Below are 14,158 nucleotides of genomic sequence, written 5' to 3'. Positions count from 1 at the left end.
CTGCTTTACGCGTAAGAATGCAATCCGGCAATGATTAAATTAACTGCCACCAGATTGAACATGATGATCACAAAGCCGATAACAGCCAGCCATGCGGATTTCTCACCTTGCCAGCCTTTGCCCAAACGCAAATGAAGGTAAGCTGCATAGAATAACCAGGTGATCAAAGCCCATACTTCTTTCGGGTCCCAGCCCCAGAAACGGGACCAGGCGATTTGTGCCCAAATCATGGCAAAAATCAATGCACCCAATGTGAAGACCGGGAAACCGATAATAATGGCGCGATAGCCAATTTCATCCATCAATTGCAGATTTACATTTTTGACGAATGGTTTCAAGAGAGCCGCAATGCGTTTTCTGAAAACTAGGCGAATCAACCAATAAAGAACCGTTCCGACAATCACAGACCAAAGCACAGTCGTGAGCTTTCCGGCATGCACAAGTGCAGGTGTCTCGATAAGAGGTGTCATCGCATCTTCTGTCAAAGCCACATATTCATTCATGCCGAATATTGGGGGCATCGAGTAGGTGATGGCAGCATCTGCACCTTCTTTGTCCACATAAGTAAACTCTGCTTCATAACCTGTTGCCGAGAAGAACGTGCTCACTACTACAAAGCCAAGAACCAGTACCAGCGAGTACATGATGGCTTCCAGCCAGAAACGCTGTTTGGATCTTTTGGTAAGGTCCACTACTTTCAATAGGTAGATCAGACCGGCAGCAGCACTGATGGCAAGAATTCCTTCTGCAATAACTACTGTACTGACATGGATCGCCAACCAGTTTGTTTGCAATGCTGGAATCAGTGGGCTGACTTCGCTCGGGAACATACTTGCAAATGCGATGATCAATAATGCGACAGGTAATACGATCATGCCAAGAACCGGCGTTTTGTATAGAATATACAAAATAATGAATCCGCCGACCAATGTCATGCCGAAAGCCGTGGTAAATTCGAACATATTGCTAAGTGGTGCATGTCCGGTTGCACCCCATCTAGTAAAGAAATAACCAAGATTGGCGATGAAACCAATTACAGTGATGGTGATGGCAACTCTGCCCCACCGTTTTTCTGATTTGAACGTTCCTTCTTTATTGCCTTTTACTGCTCCTCCGAAAACAAATGTCGCAATTAAATAGGCAATAAAGGCAACGTATAATAAATTTGAGCTTAAATCGGCTAAATTCATGACAATGCTTCACCTTCCTTTTCCGCTTTCTCTGCTTTGTCGATTTCATCCTGCTGGTCTGTGTAAGCGGGCAGTGACGCATGTTCAACAACTTGATCAAGATCTTTCTTCAAACCGAACCAATTCTTATTGGTATGTCCAGCGAGCAAGATCGTGCCATCAGCCTTCTGCTGAATCCAGAAACGGCGATGGTTAAAATACATCCCTTGCGCTACACCGATCATAAAGATTAAACCGCCAAGTCCGAGAATCGGCAGCGTGCTGTCTTTTCGAACTGTCAGACCTGAAACATCCCGTGTTTCTACACTCTGGAAAGCTAGTTTATAGTCATTTTCACCTAAAGGTTCCACCGTGTTTTGAATCGTAATAAAGCTCGTTTCTCCTTCAGGTGTTTCAGGAGTAGTCAGTTCCACCAGGAATCCAGGATTGTTCGGCAACGGGGTTGCGGTTTGTGGTTCTCCGTCTTCAAACCCTGAAAAGTCCGGGTAATAGCCCAGTAATTCAACAGTTGAACCACTTTCAAGCTCATAGATATCTTCTGGATCTATCAAATCGATGGTCAGTTCACCCAGCGATTCTTCCGTTTCTTTATTGGTCAGAGCGAAGGTCATCGCTTTCAGCTCATCCAAACGATAATCCATCTGGTAAATGGCGTAGCCATCAAATTTCAACGGTTGGTTGACTCGGATTGGAAATTCTTTTACGACTTCTTGGCTGTCATCAGCACCCGGCAACGCATCTTCCGGTTTCTGATACAACACAACATCGGTCTGGTAATTTTTCGCGACCGTGCCGACACGATCCAGCGCTTCGCCGAACACTTCTTCTTCGCCTTCACCTGAGTAATTTTCCAGTTCGAAGTTCTTGCTTTCCAGATAGTAGCCAGGCACTTCAGGAATGGCTCTGGTTTCACCTTCACGCAGCCACAGGCTTTCGTCTATATAGAAGCCGGGAATCATACGCAGCATGACGCCAAACAAGAAAATAATCAGGCCGATGTGATTGACATAGGGACCCCATCGGGAAAAACGACCTTTTTCGGCTAAAAGCCCATTTTTATCCGTGCGGACATTGTATTTCAATTCCTTCAATTTCGTCTCTGCTTTTTGCAGCGTATCTTCCGCTCCAGGGCCTTCAGCATAAATGCGCTGTTTGTCCATAAAGCTTGGGTGGCGCAGTACCCGTTGATTTTTCAACGATTTATAAAGAGGGACGAAACGGTCTAAGCTGGCAATCACCAACGAAATTGCCAACATCCCAACTAACGCGATAAACCAATAGGAGCTGTACAGGTCATGAAAACCAAGAAAATGATAGACGCGGCCAATACTGCCATAAGTATCTGCATAATATTCCTGAATCGCAGTTTCTGTAGTCGCAGGTACAAATGCCTGCTGTGGCAAGATCGTACCGATGGCTGCAGCTACCAATAGAACGACAATAATGCTGACGCCTACTTTTACACTTGAAAAAAAGTTCCAGATTTTGTCGATGATGGATTTGTTATAGGTTTGGGAACGTCTGGCTGTTCCTTCGTAGCGCATATCCACCAACTTGCTGTTTTGATCTTTTTCAGTCAAAGACCGCCCGCACGATTCACAGAGCTTCGTGCCGGGCGGATTTACATGACCACATTGACATTGTAAATTTTCCATCCAAAAAATCTCCTTATTCAGGTTTGATTTCTTCCATAAACCCTTCAATATCCTCTTCAGTCATTTCACCTGTAATGATGCGCTCGATATTCCCTTCCGGATTAACAAGCACTGTGGTTGGCAATGGCCTGATGTTATAGGCCGTCATCACACTTTTTGTTTTATCAATCACTACTGGAAAAGACAAACCGTATTGATCAGCGAAAGATTGGACTTCAAAATCTGATTGAGCAATGTTTACTGCGAGCACTTGAACGCCATCATTTGAGAAAGCTTCATATTGCCGATCCATGGCTGGCATTTCTTTTGCACAAGGTTTACACCAAGTACCCCAGAAATTCAAAAAGACTCCTTGGCCTTCATAATCCGATAATTTATGGTCATTGCCTTCAAGATCCACTAAGGCAAAATCAGGCGCTTTGTCACCGACTTCAAGCAAGCTGACATCCTTGGCCGTTGCACTGTTGTAGATGGTGTAGCCAATTGCAGCTACCAGTATCGCCAGGATGGCTGTTCTCATCACAGCTCTCTTTTGCTTCTTGCTGTTCTTTTTTTGTTTGACCTGTTCACCCATACTTGTTCCTCCTTCGAGGGATATTATGCAAACTTAATTATAACAAAGTTTAAACAGTCACAAGTCTGGAGTTTTGAAGTGTTTGTGAACGTTAGACGCGCTTGCCCGTTTCAGCCAAAACACGCAAAAGTTTGACTTCGTGCGCAGAAAGCTCGCGCGATTCACCTGCGTTCAAGCCATGCAATGTCAGGAAAGCGAATTGTTCACGGCTCAATTTCTGAACCGGGTAACCGATCGCTTCGAACATTCTGCGGACTTGGCGGTTTCTGCCTTCATGAATAGTGATTTGCACAATCGCTTTGCCCGTCTTTTTATCTCCAGACAAAAGCTTCACTCTTGCAGGAGCTGTCATGCCATCCTCGAGTTTGATGCCACGTTCCAATTTTTTTAAATCGTCTCTTTCCGGGATCCCTTTTAAGCGGGCTACATAAGTTTTGTCAATTTCAAATTTTGGATGGGTTAGCATATTGGCGAATTCGCCGTCATTTGTCATAATCAGCAAGCCGGATGTATCATAATCCAGACGCCCGACTGGATAAATCCGTTTTTCGATGTCACCAAAAAAGTCCGTAACAACTTTCCGGTTTTTATCATCAGAAACAGCAGAAATGACACCGCGTGGCTTATACAATAAATAATAGACTTTCTGCTCTTTTTCAAGCTGAACGCCTTCCACTTCAATCTTATCCGTGCTTGAAACTTTTACTCCCAATTCTTTGATCGTTTTTCCGTTGACTCTTACTTTGCCGTCCAAGATCAATTGTTCCGACTTACGTCGTGACGCCACTCCTGCATGTGCAAGTACTTTCTGTAATCTTTCCATAAATAAGTTCACCTCATTAGTATTTTTTTCGAAAAGCCTACGTGCTCGTTCACCCTACTGGGATAAACACTGCAGCAGAAGAAACCAGAGTGTGCAATTGCATAATTCCGGACATCTCTGCCAAGTACTGCAAATGGTTTACAATAACTCGATATGCCGTTCGTTCCTCTCGGAATTATGTCACATTTCGCTAAAAAGCGGAAGCGCTAAGCTCAAAAGAAAAGAAGACTGTCAATGGCTCAGCCTTCAGAGAATCTCTATACTTTCACTTCTTCTTTAAAGGTTTGCTGAAAATTGGTCATAAAAAGATCTGCGTCTTCATCCAGATCATTCATCGCTTCCTCAGGCAGCGGAGGCAGTTCATCCAAGTTCTTCAACCCGAAATAATTCAAAAATTCGTTGGTTGTGCCATATAAAATGGCGCGGCCTGTCCCTTCAACCCGTCCGGCTTCCTGCACCAACCCTTTTGCTGCAAGGGTGTGCAATGCTTTTTCACTTTTAACTCCGCGCAGATCTTCAACTTCCACCCGCGTGATCGGCTGCTTGTAGGCAATGATTGCCAAGACCTCCAAGGAGGCTTGAGACAATGCTTGAACAGTGGGATTTTCCACCAATTTTTGAATCGTTTCAGCCACTTCCTGTTTCGTCACCAGTTGAAAAACTCCTGCCAGTTCTTTGAGACAGATGCCGCTGACAGATTCAGCGTAACGTGTCTCCAACTCCACGATTCCTGCTTGTAATTCTTCAATCTCCGCTTCCGTCAAAAACTGGAGCTGTTTCATCGTCAGGCCATCGTCTCCTGCCACAAACAGCAAAGCCTCTATTTTACTCGAAAGATTCGTCTTCATATTCCCACTTGTCCTTTCTCAGTTCCACCATCAAGTCCGTGAAATTGGTTTCCTGCTCAACCGCAACTACTTGCCGCTTCATCAATTCCAAAATGGACAAAAATGATACCACTAAAACGGTTTTGTCATCAGATGGAAACAGATTACTGAATGACGTACGTCCTTTTGATAACTTCAACTGGTCGACGATTGAAGTCATTTGATGTTTGATGGAAATTTCCTGTCTTGCGATTCGCGCAGATAATGGCGCTTTTAATTGCTTTCGGCGGAGCATCTTCTGAAATGCCCCGAGCATGTCGTACGCATTCACTTCGAGATCGACCTGATCGTACGGAATGGCTGCCTGTATTTCCGATAAATCCATTGGGGCTTTCGTATAAATGAAAGAGCGTTTGCTTTCCAACTCTTTCAACTTCTCGGAAGCCTCCTTGAATTTGCGGTACTCGACAAGCCGCGAGACCAATTCTTCACGGGGATCCTGTTCATCAAATTCATATTCTACTTCATCCAGTTCCCCTTCATGGACCGGCAGCAGCGTTTTGCTTTTTATCGCAAGCAAAGTGGCTGCCATGACAAGGTACTCACTGGCTTCATTTAATTCCAGGACTTGCATCGCACGTATGTGTTCCATATACTGTGAAGTAATCTGTGAAACAGGAATATCATAAATATCAATTTCCAAACGGTGGATTAAATGCAATAATAAATCTAGAGGACCTTCAAACGCCTCTACTTTTACTTCATAAGACATGATTTTACCACCTGACTGTTAAAATACTCATTGTTCCCGATTAATGGGCAATTAACCTTTATTATAGTAGAAAGGGGATCAAAATGCATCCACTTCAACATCCGCTGTTTATCCAATACATCATCAATTTTAATCAAGAAAAAGATTTTTTCGAATGCCACGAAGTTGGCGAAGAATACTGGAAGTCCATCGCCCCCAAAGACAAGATGCATCCACTTACCGGCTGGATCCAGTTGGCAGTCGGCATGTACCATTGGCGAAGAAGCAATTATCCGGGAGCATTGCGATCGTTTATCCGCGCAAAGGTCAAATTGGCTTCAGGTGGCGTTTGGGTGGAAGGATTTGATCATGAAAAGCTGATCGGGATCTTAACGGAGTCGATTGAAGCTGTCACAGAACGCAAACCTTTTTTCGACCAGCAAATTCCGATCATTTCCGAAGAGCTGAAACAGGCTGTGGAAGCCTATTACTCTGAACATCCTCTAACGCAGCAGGATCCATATTTCCTTATGCATAAGCATAGGCTACGTGACCGTACTTCCATCATCAGCTTACGTGAACAAAAAAAAAGGCGGAACCTTTAAATTAAAGGTCGCCTTTTTTTACTGGGCATTTTTTTAGAAATGCTTCGGTTTCTTCCGTTGCCAGCATTTTCCGATCTTGCATGATATCCTGGATCTTGTCCACCATTTCATGGCCGATTCCGTCTCCGCGATGCGAAGGATTTACTGACAAATGATGGATCGTATAGGATTCCTCGCCAACTTCCACACCTAATAACCCGACAAAATCATCCCCTTTTTTCCAAAGGAATAATTGCCAATCCGGATTTTCTTCATAGATATGCATGGTTTGCTGCAGTTTTTTCAACTCTCGCTCTTTCGGCATGAACGACATCAGCCCCATAGCGATTTTCTCGAATGATTTTTTATATCTGAATAGCATAATTAAATCCCTCATTTTCGTCTAAAAGCGGCTTTTATCATACTACTATAGATCTCCGGATAACTCAAGAGAGCATTCTTTAGCCGCTAATGACATTTTCTGCAAAAAAGACCCAGTAGACGATTCCCCATGCGATGGCCATCGCGAGGATAAAAAGCAACAAGACCAGGTTCCCTTTTTTCATTTCTGGACAGCCTTTTGGGAGTAACTTAGATCCTGTTTAATCAGATCATCATTTGTTTCACGTTTTACAACCAGCTGGTGTACACCGTTTTCCACGAAAACAACTGCTGGACGTGCGATGCGATTGTAGTTGCTGGCCATTGAATAGCCGTAGGCGCCTGTACAGAAAACACTTAAAATGTCTCCTGATTCAACCACAGGAAGCTCGGCTTTCTCGATCAGTTTGTCTCCTGATTCACAGCATTTTCCTGCAATGGTGTATTGTTCGGTCAATGCAGCATTTGCCTTGTTGGCTATCAATGAACTGTATTTTGCTCCGTACAGAGCAGGACGGATATTATCCGACATACCTCCGTCAACCGCCGCATATTTACGTGTCCCGGGCACTTCCTTCATCGAGCCGATGGTGTAAAGCGTCGTTCCGGCATCGCCGATCAATGAACGGCCCGGCTCGATCCAAATTTCCGGAATCGGATAACCCGCGGCTTCAGATGTCTGTTTGACAGTTTCAATCATCTGCCTTACATAGACAGCAGGTTCAAGCGGCTTGTCATCTTCTGTATAACGAATTCCAAAGCCTCCGCCCAAGTTCAATACCGGACACGTATAACCGAAATCCTCTTTCCAGCCGGCCATTTTCTGCAGCAGTTTTTCTGCAGCCAGCTGGAATGCACCTGTATCAAAAATCTGAGAACCGATGTGGCAATGAAGACCCATCAGCTTCAAATATTCATGATCATATGTTTGCTGGAATGCGTTGTCCGCTTGGCCGTTCTTCAAATCAAAACCGAATTTCGAATCTTCCTGCCCGGTCGTGATGTAGTCATGTGTATGGGCTTCAATTCCAGGTGTCACACGCAACAGGATATTCATTGGTCGTTTGGACTGTTCAGAAAGTTTCTTCAATAAGTCGATTTCGTGGAAATTATCGACCACGATGCAGCCGATTCCCACTTCAAACGCCATTTCCAACTCTTCCAGGCTTTTGTTATTGCCGTGGAAATGGATCTTTTCGACCGGGAACCCAGCTTTAATGGCTGTATACAATTCCCCAGCGGAAACTACGTCCAGAGATAGGTTCTCTTCCGCCGCTACCTGGTAGATGGCAATCGTTGAAAATGCTTTACTCGCATAAGCAACCTGGTAACCGATGCCTGCTTCTTCAAAAGTTTGCTGAAACGCTCTGGCACGATCTCGGAATAACTGGATATCGTAAACGTAAAGCGGTGTGCCGTAAGTTTTCGCCAAATCCAGCGAATCCGTTCCGCCTATCGTCAAATGGCCCTGCTTGTTGATTGATTGTGTGCCGTATAAATGCAATAAAAGCCCCTCCTGATAATGTATGTATGTGAAAAATCTTGCTGAGCGACTACCCAGCAAGATTTTTTGTCAATCGGTTATCAAAGCTGAGATCAGTTTGATTTTTTCAACCGGTTCACTAGTATATTCGATACTATTATATATCATTTTAGAACATTCTGCGACCTCTTCTGTGTTGGAATAGATCGTAGCGATCGACTCTCCAGCTTTGACGAAGTCTCCAACTTTCTTATGAAGAACAATTCCGACAGCTAAATCGATTTCGGATTCTTTCGTTGCTCTGCCTGCTCCCAGTACCATTGCGGCTGTACCAATTTCGTCAGCTTCCATAAATGACACATAGCCTTCTTCTTTGGAAGGGACTTCTGTAACAAATTCAGCTTGTGGCAATAATGTGACATCGTCCACTACTGCCGGATTTCCACCTTGATCTGCAATGAATTGCTTGAAGATTTCCAAAGCCTGTCCATTTTCAATCACTTTTTCCAACATGGTCCGGGCTTCCTCCAACGTTTCCGCTTTTCCTCCCACAACGACCATCTGGCTGCCGAGCACCATGCACAATTCCGTCAAATCTTCCGGTCCTTTGCCCTGCAGTGTTTCAATCGCTTCTTTGACTTCCAATGCATTGCCGATAGCAAATCCAAGCGGCTGGCTCATATCAGAAATGATGGCCATTGTTTTTCTGCCCGTAGCATTGCCGATCCCCACCATAGCATGTGCCAGTTCCTTGGCATCTTCAGGGGTTTTCATAAATGCGCCTTCGCCTGTCTTAACGTCGAGGACGATTGCGTCTGCCCCAGCTGCGATTTTTTTGCTCATGATCGAGCTTGCAATCAATGGGATGCTATTGACAGTACCTGTTACATCACGCAATGCATACAGTTTTTTATCGGCAGGAGTCAAATTTCCGCTTTGGCCGATAACCGCCAATTTATGGTCGTTTACTTGCTTGATGAAATCTTCTGTAGAAAGCTCCACATGAAAGCCGTCAATCGCTTCTAATTTGTCAATCGTTCCGCCGGTGTGGCCAAGGCCGCGCCCACTCATTTTTGCAACTGGAACGCCGCAAGCCGCCACTAAAGGACCAAGAACAAGTGTAGTCGTATCGCCGACTCCGCCCGTGGAATGCTTATCTACTTTTATGCCTTCGATCGCCGACAAGTCGATTTGGTCTCCTGATTCAGCCATTGCCAACGTCAGGTCTGCGCGCTCGCGTTCTGTCATGTTTTGAAAATAGACAGCCATCAGAAATGCACTCATCTGATAATCTTCGATATCGCCATTTGTATAGCCAGTGATGACGAACTTGATTTCTTCGGTCGACAGCTCATTGCCGTCTCTTTTCTTTTCAATCAAATCTACCATTCTCATGAATTCTACCGCCTTCTTAGTTTTGTTTTCGAATAGTCGAACCAAAAGCTTATTGGATTAATTGTTGTTGATATTCCGCAACGGAATAGTATTCATTCTAACTAATTAATTCAATTTATAATATTACCCGTTTAAACGTGACAAAAAGCTCTTGCCGAATTTAGGCATTGCCACGGAGAAGTTTTCAGCGATGGTAGCACCGATGTCGGAAAACGTCTTTCCGGTTTCCAGCTGTTCGCCGCCTTTGAAGCGCGGAGAATAAGCGAGAAGCGGAACATATTCACGCGTATGATCCGTACCAGGGAACGTCGGGTCATTGCCGTGATCCGCTGTAAGAATCAACAGGTCGTCTTCTTGCATTTTTTCCAGTACTTCAGGCAATCGGACATCAAATGCTTCCAGTGCATCTCCGTATCCTTTCGGATCTCTGCGATGTCCGTAAAGCGCATCAAAGTCCACCAGGTTCAGAAAACTCAATCCGTGAAATTCTTCTCCCACGACTTGAACCAATTTATCCATGCCATCCATATTGTCTTTTGTACGCAAGGCTTTCGTGACGCCTGCTCCATTGTAAATATCATCAATTTTGCCGATGGCGATCACGTCTTTGCCGCCATCTTTCAATTCATTCATTACCGTGCGTTCAAATGGCGCCAAAGCATAGTCATGTCGGTTCGATGTCCGTTTAAAAGCCCCGGGTTGTCCAAGGAACGGACGCGCAATGACGCGGCCTACCAGGTATTCCGGTTCCAATGTCAATTCGCGGGCGATTTCACAAATGCGGTAGAGCTCATCAAGTGGAATGATTTCCTCGTGAGCCGCAATCTGCAAGACTGGGTCAGCAGATGTATAGACGATGATTGCGCCCGTTTCCATATGCTGCTGGCCAAGCTCATCCAGAATTTCAGTGCCGCTCGCCGGCTTGTTTCCGAGAACTTTGCGGCCTGTCTTTTCTTCCAGCTGTCGGATCAACTCTTCCGGAAATCCGTCTGGATAGACCTTGAAAGGTGTGTCGATATTCAAGCCCATAATTTCCCAATGGCCAGTCATGGTATCTTTTCCGACAGAAGCTTCCTGCAATTTTCCGTAATAGGCTGTGGGTGCATCAGATGCTGCAAGCCCTTTCACCGGAACGATGTTGGCAAGACCGAGTTTCTCCATATTCGGCATATTCAATCCGCCCACCGCTTCTGCAATGTGGCCAAGTGTGTCTGATCCTGTATCTCCAAAGGCTTCAGCGTCAGGTGCTTCACCGATGCCCACTGAATCCAATACGACTAAGTGAACGCGTTTAAATGGTTTGATTGTCATAAGTCTTCCTCCTTATTTTCATTTTTATTTTACCACATTCCGTTCCCTTGTCGGAAGTCAGACCTCTTTTAGGCGCGAGGATGAAATTGAGAATAAACATCTTTTAAGCGTGTTTTGCTGACATGTGTATAAATTTGCGTGGTGGAGATGTCTGCGTGGCCCAGCATTTCCTGAACTGCGCGGATATCCGCTCCATTTTCCAAAAGGTGTGTGGCGAAGGAATGGCGCAGCGTATGCGGCGTCAATTCCTTTTGGATGCCCGCTTTTTGGGCGTGCTGCTTCAGCAGTTTCCAAAACCCTTGGCGGGTCAGCCGTTTGCCGCGCTGATTGATGAACATGGCATCCGTTTTTTCTCCGCTTTTCATTAGGTCCAATCGTCCTTGTTCCAAATAGGTTTGGCAGGATTTTAGCGCCGATTTCCCTAAAGGAATGATTCGTTCTTTTCCACCTTTACCGGTGCAGCGGACAAACCCCATCGTTAAATGGACGTCTTCTACATCCAGATTGATGCATTCACTGATCCGCATTCCGCTGGCATACAATAATTCCAGCATAGCCTGATCTCGTAAACCGTTCGCTTTATTGGTGGCTGGTGCCTGTATAAGAGCATCCACTTCTTCAATAGACAGGATATTCGGAAGCTTCTTGTCCATTTGAGGCATCTCTAAATGAACAGTGGGATCCGTTTCGACGATCCGTTCACGAATCAGGAATTGATGAAATGAACGGATCGATGAAATGTGGCGGGCTACGGTCCTTGGAGTTTTCGTCGATTCCTTCAGATGGCGCAAATGATTCAATATATGTACGCGCTCGACTTTGCTTAGGGACTCCAATTGTTCCACTTCTTTTAAATACTGCAAATAGGCTTTCAGATCCCGTTCGTATGACGACAGTGTATTATCCGCAAGCTGTCTTTCAACACGCAGAAAATGCACGTAATCGTCGAGTGCATCTTTGCCAAAATTCATGCGTCTGCCTCCTTTACATTTCACATTTGAGCTATCCGTTCCAATCATATAACCATTTCTATTTTCCCATAAAAAAAGGACGGCCTGTATGGGGGCCGTCCTTTTGGCATCAGTTATTCTGATGGATTTTGGGAACTGCTGTCGTTGCAGCGCCAGCAGATGCCATGGAAAGTAAGACGGTGGTCTTTAATTTGGAAATTCCAACGTTTCTCTACTATGTTCTCCACATCTTCCAGAAGGTCTTCCTGAATTTCATCCACTGCTCCACATTCCAAACACACAAGGTGATGATGGAAATGTGCTGCGCCTTCCTGACGCAAATCGTAGCGCGACACACCATCACCGAAATTTATTTTGTCGACAATTTTCAATTCTGTTAAAAGCTCTAACGTTCGGTACACCGTTGCCAATCCGATTTCCGGTGCAATGTCTTTCACTAACAGATAGACGTCTTCCGCACTTAGATGGTCTTCCTCATGGTCTAACAAAACTCGAACTGTCGCTTCACGCTGTGGCGTCAATTTGTAACTCGCAGCGTGTAATTGCTTTTTGATCCGATCAATCCTGGTTTCCATGCGACGCCCTCCCTCAAACTGCCTTTATTATATCAAAAGGGAGTTCTCAATTACAACAATACTCTCCGCTCTTTAATGATAATCGTTACAAAGTAATAATAGTTTCAATTCTCAATTGAGATTCGTTGCTTTGCCCATAGCACGGCAAATGCAGTTTTTGCATCATATATTCTTTCATCTACAACCATTTGTTCCGCTTCTTCAAGGGTCACTTCCATCAATTCCACGAATTCATCGTCATCAAGTACTGCACCATTTGTCGCTTTGCTTAATCCTTCCGCCGCAAACAAATGGACAACTTCGTCAGCAAATCCGGGAGATGTGGCGAAAGTTTGTATTTTAACAAGCTTCTCTGCTGTATACCCTGTTTCTTCTTCCAACTCACGCATTGCAGTATATTCCGGAGCTTCTCCGGGTTCCAGCTTCCCTGCAGGAATTTCCACAAGGGAACGTTCCAACGCTTTTCGGTACTGTTCCACCAATATGATTTTATTTTCAGGGGTAATGGCGATAATGGCAACCGCTCCTGGATGCTCGATCAATTCACGTTTCGATGTATGGCCATTGGGAAGCGACACATCATCAACTTTTAAATTAATGATTTTCCCTTCGTACAAACGATTGGAATGGATGGTCTTTTCTTCAAATTTTTTCATGGGAATCCTCTTTTCATTTGTGGTTTCTCTGAGGAAAAGTATACCATATAAGGTAGGACAGACTAAATGAGGTGCAGAGATGAAGAAAAACTTTTTAGGTACCAGTGAGATTGAAGTCAGTGAAATCGGTTTGGGCTGCATGTCCCTGCCAACAGATGCAAAAGAGGCGGGCATCATTGTTGATGAAGCAATTGCACAGGGCATCAACTATTTTGATACTGCCGATCTGTATAACAAAGGGATTAACGAGGAAGTTGTCGGAAAAGCATTAAAAGACCACCGGAAAAACATCGTCTTAGCTACCAAAGTCGGCAATGAGTGGAGCGCCCAATCAGATGAGGTCAAATGGAATCCGTCGAAAGCGTATATCAAAGAACAGATCCATGCGAGCTTAAAACGGCTCCAGACGGACTATATCGATCTGTACCAATTGCATGGCGGCATGATCACCGATGAGACCGAAGAAACCATTGAGGCTTTTGAAGAATTAAAAGAAGAAGGGCTGATTCGTGCGTATGGCATTTCCTCCATCCGGCCGAACGTCATCAAACGCTTTCTCGAAAAAAGTGATATTTCTTCCATCATGATGCAATACAGCCTACTGGACCGCCGGCCGGAAGAACTTCTCGACCGCATCGGACAAGCTGGAAAATCCGTTGTTACACGCGGGTCGCTTGCGAAAGGCCTATTGACCGGCGAAGGGCTTCAGCGGGCAGGAAAAATGGACGGCTATCTGGGGTATGGGGCGGAGGAATTGAAAACCACTCTCCATAAATTATCGGCAGTCCACGACAATTTGCATGCCTTGGCATTACAGAGCGTATTGCAGCACGACACGGTCAGCTCAGTCGTCGCTGGAGCCAGTTCAGCCGATCAGCTCAAAGCGACCATCAAAGCATACGATACGCCGGTTTCACCCGAGCAAATTAAAGAGGCTAAAGCACTGACTCGCCAGGATATTTATCAGGATCATCGGGAATAA

Annotated in this window: 15 protein-coding genes; 2 read left to right on the top strand and 13 right to left on the bottom strand. The window is 45.0% G+C overall.

Annotated elements, in window-relative coordinates; all coding sequences use genetic code 11:
- Positions 1-5 precede the first annotated feature (5 nt).
- The 6 genes from ccsB to ACRC6Q_RS07345 all read right to left on the bottom strand — a co-directional run bounded on the left by ccsB (position 6) and on the right by ACRC6Q_RS07345 (position 5,841).
- Positions 6-1,190 carry a c-type cytochrome biogenesis protein CcsB gene (gene ccsB, locus ACRC6Q_RS07370; protein ID WP_223632919.1) on the bottom strand — a complete coding sequence of 395 codons (1,185 nt, stop codon included), beginning with the start codon at positions 1,188-1,190 and terminating at the stop codon, positions 6-8.
- The gene (locus ACRC6Q_RS07365) at positions 1,187-2,845 is read right to left on the bottom strand and encodes a cytochrome c biogenesis protein ResB (protein ID WP_223632935.1); all 1,659 of its coding nucleotides are present in this window, start codon (positions 2,843-2,845) and stop codon (positions 1,187-1,189) included. The genes ccsB and ACRC6Q_RS07365 overlap by 4 nt, the downstream gene beginning before the upstream one ends.
- Positions 2,846-2,858: 13 nt before the next feature.
- The gene (gene resA / locus ACRC6Q_RS07360) at positions 2,859-3,419 is read right to left on the bottom strand and encodes a thiol-disulfide oxidoreductase ResA (protein ID WP_223632938.1); all 561 of its coding nucleotides are present in this window, start codon (positions 3,417-3,419) and stop codon (positions 2,859-2,861) included.
- Between the two features lie 91 nt (positions 3,420-3,510).
- On the bottom strand, positions 3,511-4,242 hold the full coding sequence (locus ACRC6Q_RS07355) for a pseudouridine synthase (RefSeq protein ID WP_223632941.1): 732 nt from the start codon (positions 4,240-4,242) through the stop codon (positions 3,511-3,513).
- Positions 4,243-4,499: 257 nt separating this feature from the next.
- Positions 4,500-5,090 (bottom strand): SMC-Scp complex subunit ScpB, encoded by a 591-nt coding sequence (scpB, locus tag ACRC6Q_RS07350; protein WP_223632944.1) that lies wholly within the window; start codon positions 5,088-5,090, stop codon positions 4,500-4,502.
- Positions 5,068-5,841, bottom strand: coding sequence for a segregation/condensation protein A (locus ACRC6Q_RS07345; RefSeq protein ID WP_223632946.1), 774 nt, complete (start codon positions 5,839-5,841; stop codon positions 5,068-5,070). Before ACRC6Q_RS07345 ends, scpB begins: the two co-directional genes overlap by 23 nt.
- An 83-nt stretch (positions 5,842-5,924) precedes the next feature.
- Here ACRC6Q_RS07345 and ACRC6Q_RS07340 point away from each other — a divergent pair, with 83 nt between their 5' ends.
- Complete coding sequence (locus ACRC6Q_RS07340; protein ID WP_223632949.1) at positions 5,925-6,425, top strand: DUF309 domain-containing protein; 501 nt, start codon at positions 5,925-5,927, stop codon at positions 6,423-6,425.
- A gap of 1 nt (position 6,426) precedes the next feature.
- Here ACRC6Q_RS07340 and ACRC6Q_RS07335 read toward each other — a convergent pair whose 3' ends face one another.
- The 7 genes from ACRC6Q_RS07335 to ACRC6Q_RS07305 all read right to left on the bottom strand — a co-directional run bounded on the left by ACRC6Q_RS07335 (position 6,427) and on the right by ACRC6Q_RS07305 (position 13,176).
- On the bottom strand, positions 6,427-6,786 hold the full coding sequence (locus tag ACRC6Q_RS07335) for a GNAT family N-acetyltransferase (RefSeq protein ID WP_223632952.1): 360 nt from the start codon (positions 6,784-6,786) through the stop codon (positions 6,427-6,429).
- Positions 6,787-6,966: 180 nt separating this feature from the next.
- On the bottom strand, positions 6,967-8,289 hold the full coding sequence (lysA, locus tag ACRC6Q_RS07330; RefSeq protein WP_431466134.1) for a diaminopimelate decarboxylase: 1,323 nt from the start codon (positions 8,287-8,289) through the stop codon (positions 6,967-6,969).
- A 69-nt stretch (positions 8,290-8,358) separates the two neighbouring features.
- Positions 8,359-9,663: a pyrimidine-nucleoside phosphorylase gene (locus ACRC6Q_RS07325; protein ID WP_431466133.1), complete on the bottom strand. Its 1,305-nt coding sequence runs from the start codon at positions 9,661-9,663 to the stop codon at positions 8,359-8,361.
- Between the two features lie 123 nt (positions 9,664-9,786).
- A complete protein-coding gene (deoB, locus tag ACRC6Q_RS07320; RefSeq protein WP_223632960.1) occupies positions 9,787-10,974 on the bottom strand; it encodes a phosphopentomutase in 1,188 nt (395 codons plus the stop codon).
- Positions 10,975-11,042: 68 nt separating this feature from the next.
- The gene (gene xerD / locus ACRC6Q_RS07315; protein ID WP_223632963.1) at positions 11,043-11,945 is read right to left on the bottom strand and encodes a site-specific tyrosine recombinase XerD; all 903 of its coding nucleotides are present in this window, start codon (positions 11,943-11,945) and stop codon (positions 11,043-11,045) included.
- Positions 11,946-12,058: 113 nt separating this feature from the next.
- The gene (locus tag ACRC6Q_RS07310) at positions 12,059-12,520 is read right to left on the bottom strand and encodes a Fur family transcriptional regulator (protein WP_006829823.1); all 462 of its coding nucleotides are present in this window, start codon (positions 12,518-12,520) and stop codon (positions 12,059-12,061) included.
- 104 nt (positions 12,521-12,624) lie between these two features.
- Complete coding sequence (locus ACRC6Q_RS07305) at positions 12,625-13,176, bottom strand: NUDIX domain-containing protein (protein ID WP_223632966.1); 552 nt, start codon at positions 13,174-13,176, stop codon at positions 12,625-12,627.
- 79 nt (positions 13,177-13,255) lie between these two features.
- Between ACRC6Q_RS07305 and ACRC6Q_RS07300 the strand changes: the two genes are divergently transcribed.
- Positions 13,256-14,158 (top strand): aldo/keto reductase, encoded by a 903-nt coding sequence (locus ACRC6Q_RS07300; protein ID WP_431466132.1) that lies wholly within the window; start codon positions 13,256-13,258, stop codon positions 14,156-14,158.

The organism is Planococcus sp. SE5232, from assembly GCF_050686535.1.
GTDB lineage: Bacteria > Bacillota > Bacilli > Bacillales_A > Planococcaceae > Planococcus.
Note: the sequence above shows the minus strand (reverse complement) of the source record. Positions and strands in the feature narration are given on the sequence as shown.

Bases quoted from the DNA above. Each gene is read 5' to 3' on its own strand.
- xerD (WP_223632963.1), bottom strand. From the start codon at position 11,945: ATGAATTTTGGCAAAGATGCACTCGACGATTACGTGCATTTTCTGCGT.
- ACRC6Q_RS07365 (WP_223632935.1), bottom strand. From the start codon at position 2,845: ATGGAAAATTTACAATGTCAATGTGGTCATGTAAATCCGCCCGGCACG.
- ACRC6Q_RS07300 (WP_431466132.1), top strand. From the start codon at position 13,256: ATGAAGAAAAACTTTTTAGGTACCAGTGAGATTGAAGTCAGTGAAATC.
- ACRC6Q_RS07340 (WP_223632949.1), top strand. From the start codon at position 5,925: ATGCATCCACTTCAACATCCGCTGTTTATCCAATACATCATCAATTTT.
- ACRC6Q_RS07345 (WP_223632946.1), bottom strand. From the start codon at position 5,841: ATGTCTTATGAAGTAAAAGTAGAGGCGTTTGAAGGTCCTCTAGATTTA.
- resA (WP_223632938.1), bottom strand. From the start codon at position 3,419: ATGGGTGAACAGGTCAAACAAAAAAAGAACAGCAAGAAGCAAAAGAGA.
- ACRC6Q_RS07305 (WP_223632966.1), bottom strand. From the start codon at position 13,176: ATGAAAAAATTTGAAGAAAAGACCATCCATTCCAATCGTTTGTACGAA.
- deoB (WP_223632960.1), bottom strand. From the start codon at position 10,974: ATGACAATCAAACCATTTAAACGCGTTCACTTAGTCGTATTGGATTCA.
- ccsB (WP_223632919.1), bottom strand. From the start codon at position 1,190: ATGAATTTAGCCGATTTAAGCTCAAATTTATTATACGTTGCCTTTATT.
- ACRC6Q_RS07335 (WP_223632952.1), bottom strand. From the start codon at position 6,786: ATGCTATTCAGATATAAAAAATCATTCGAGAAAATCGCTATGGGGCTG.
- ACRC6Q_RS07355 (WP_223632941.1), bottom strand. From the start codon at position 4,242: ATGGAAAGATTACAGAAAGTACTTGCACATGCAGGAGTGGCGTCACGA.
- scpB (WP_223632944.1), bottom strand. From the start codon at position 5,090: ATGAAGACGAATCTTTCGAGTAAAATAGAGGCTTTGCTGTTTGTGGCA.
- ACRC6Q_RS07310 (WP_006829823.1), bottom strand. From the start codon at position 12,520: ATGGAAACCAGGATTGATCGGATCAAAAAGCAATTACACGCTGCGAGT.
- ACRC6Q_RS07325 (WP_431466133.1), bottom strand. From the start codon at position 9,663: ATGAGAATGGTAGATTTGATTGAAAAGAAAAGAGACGGCAATGAGCTG.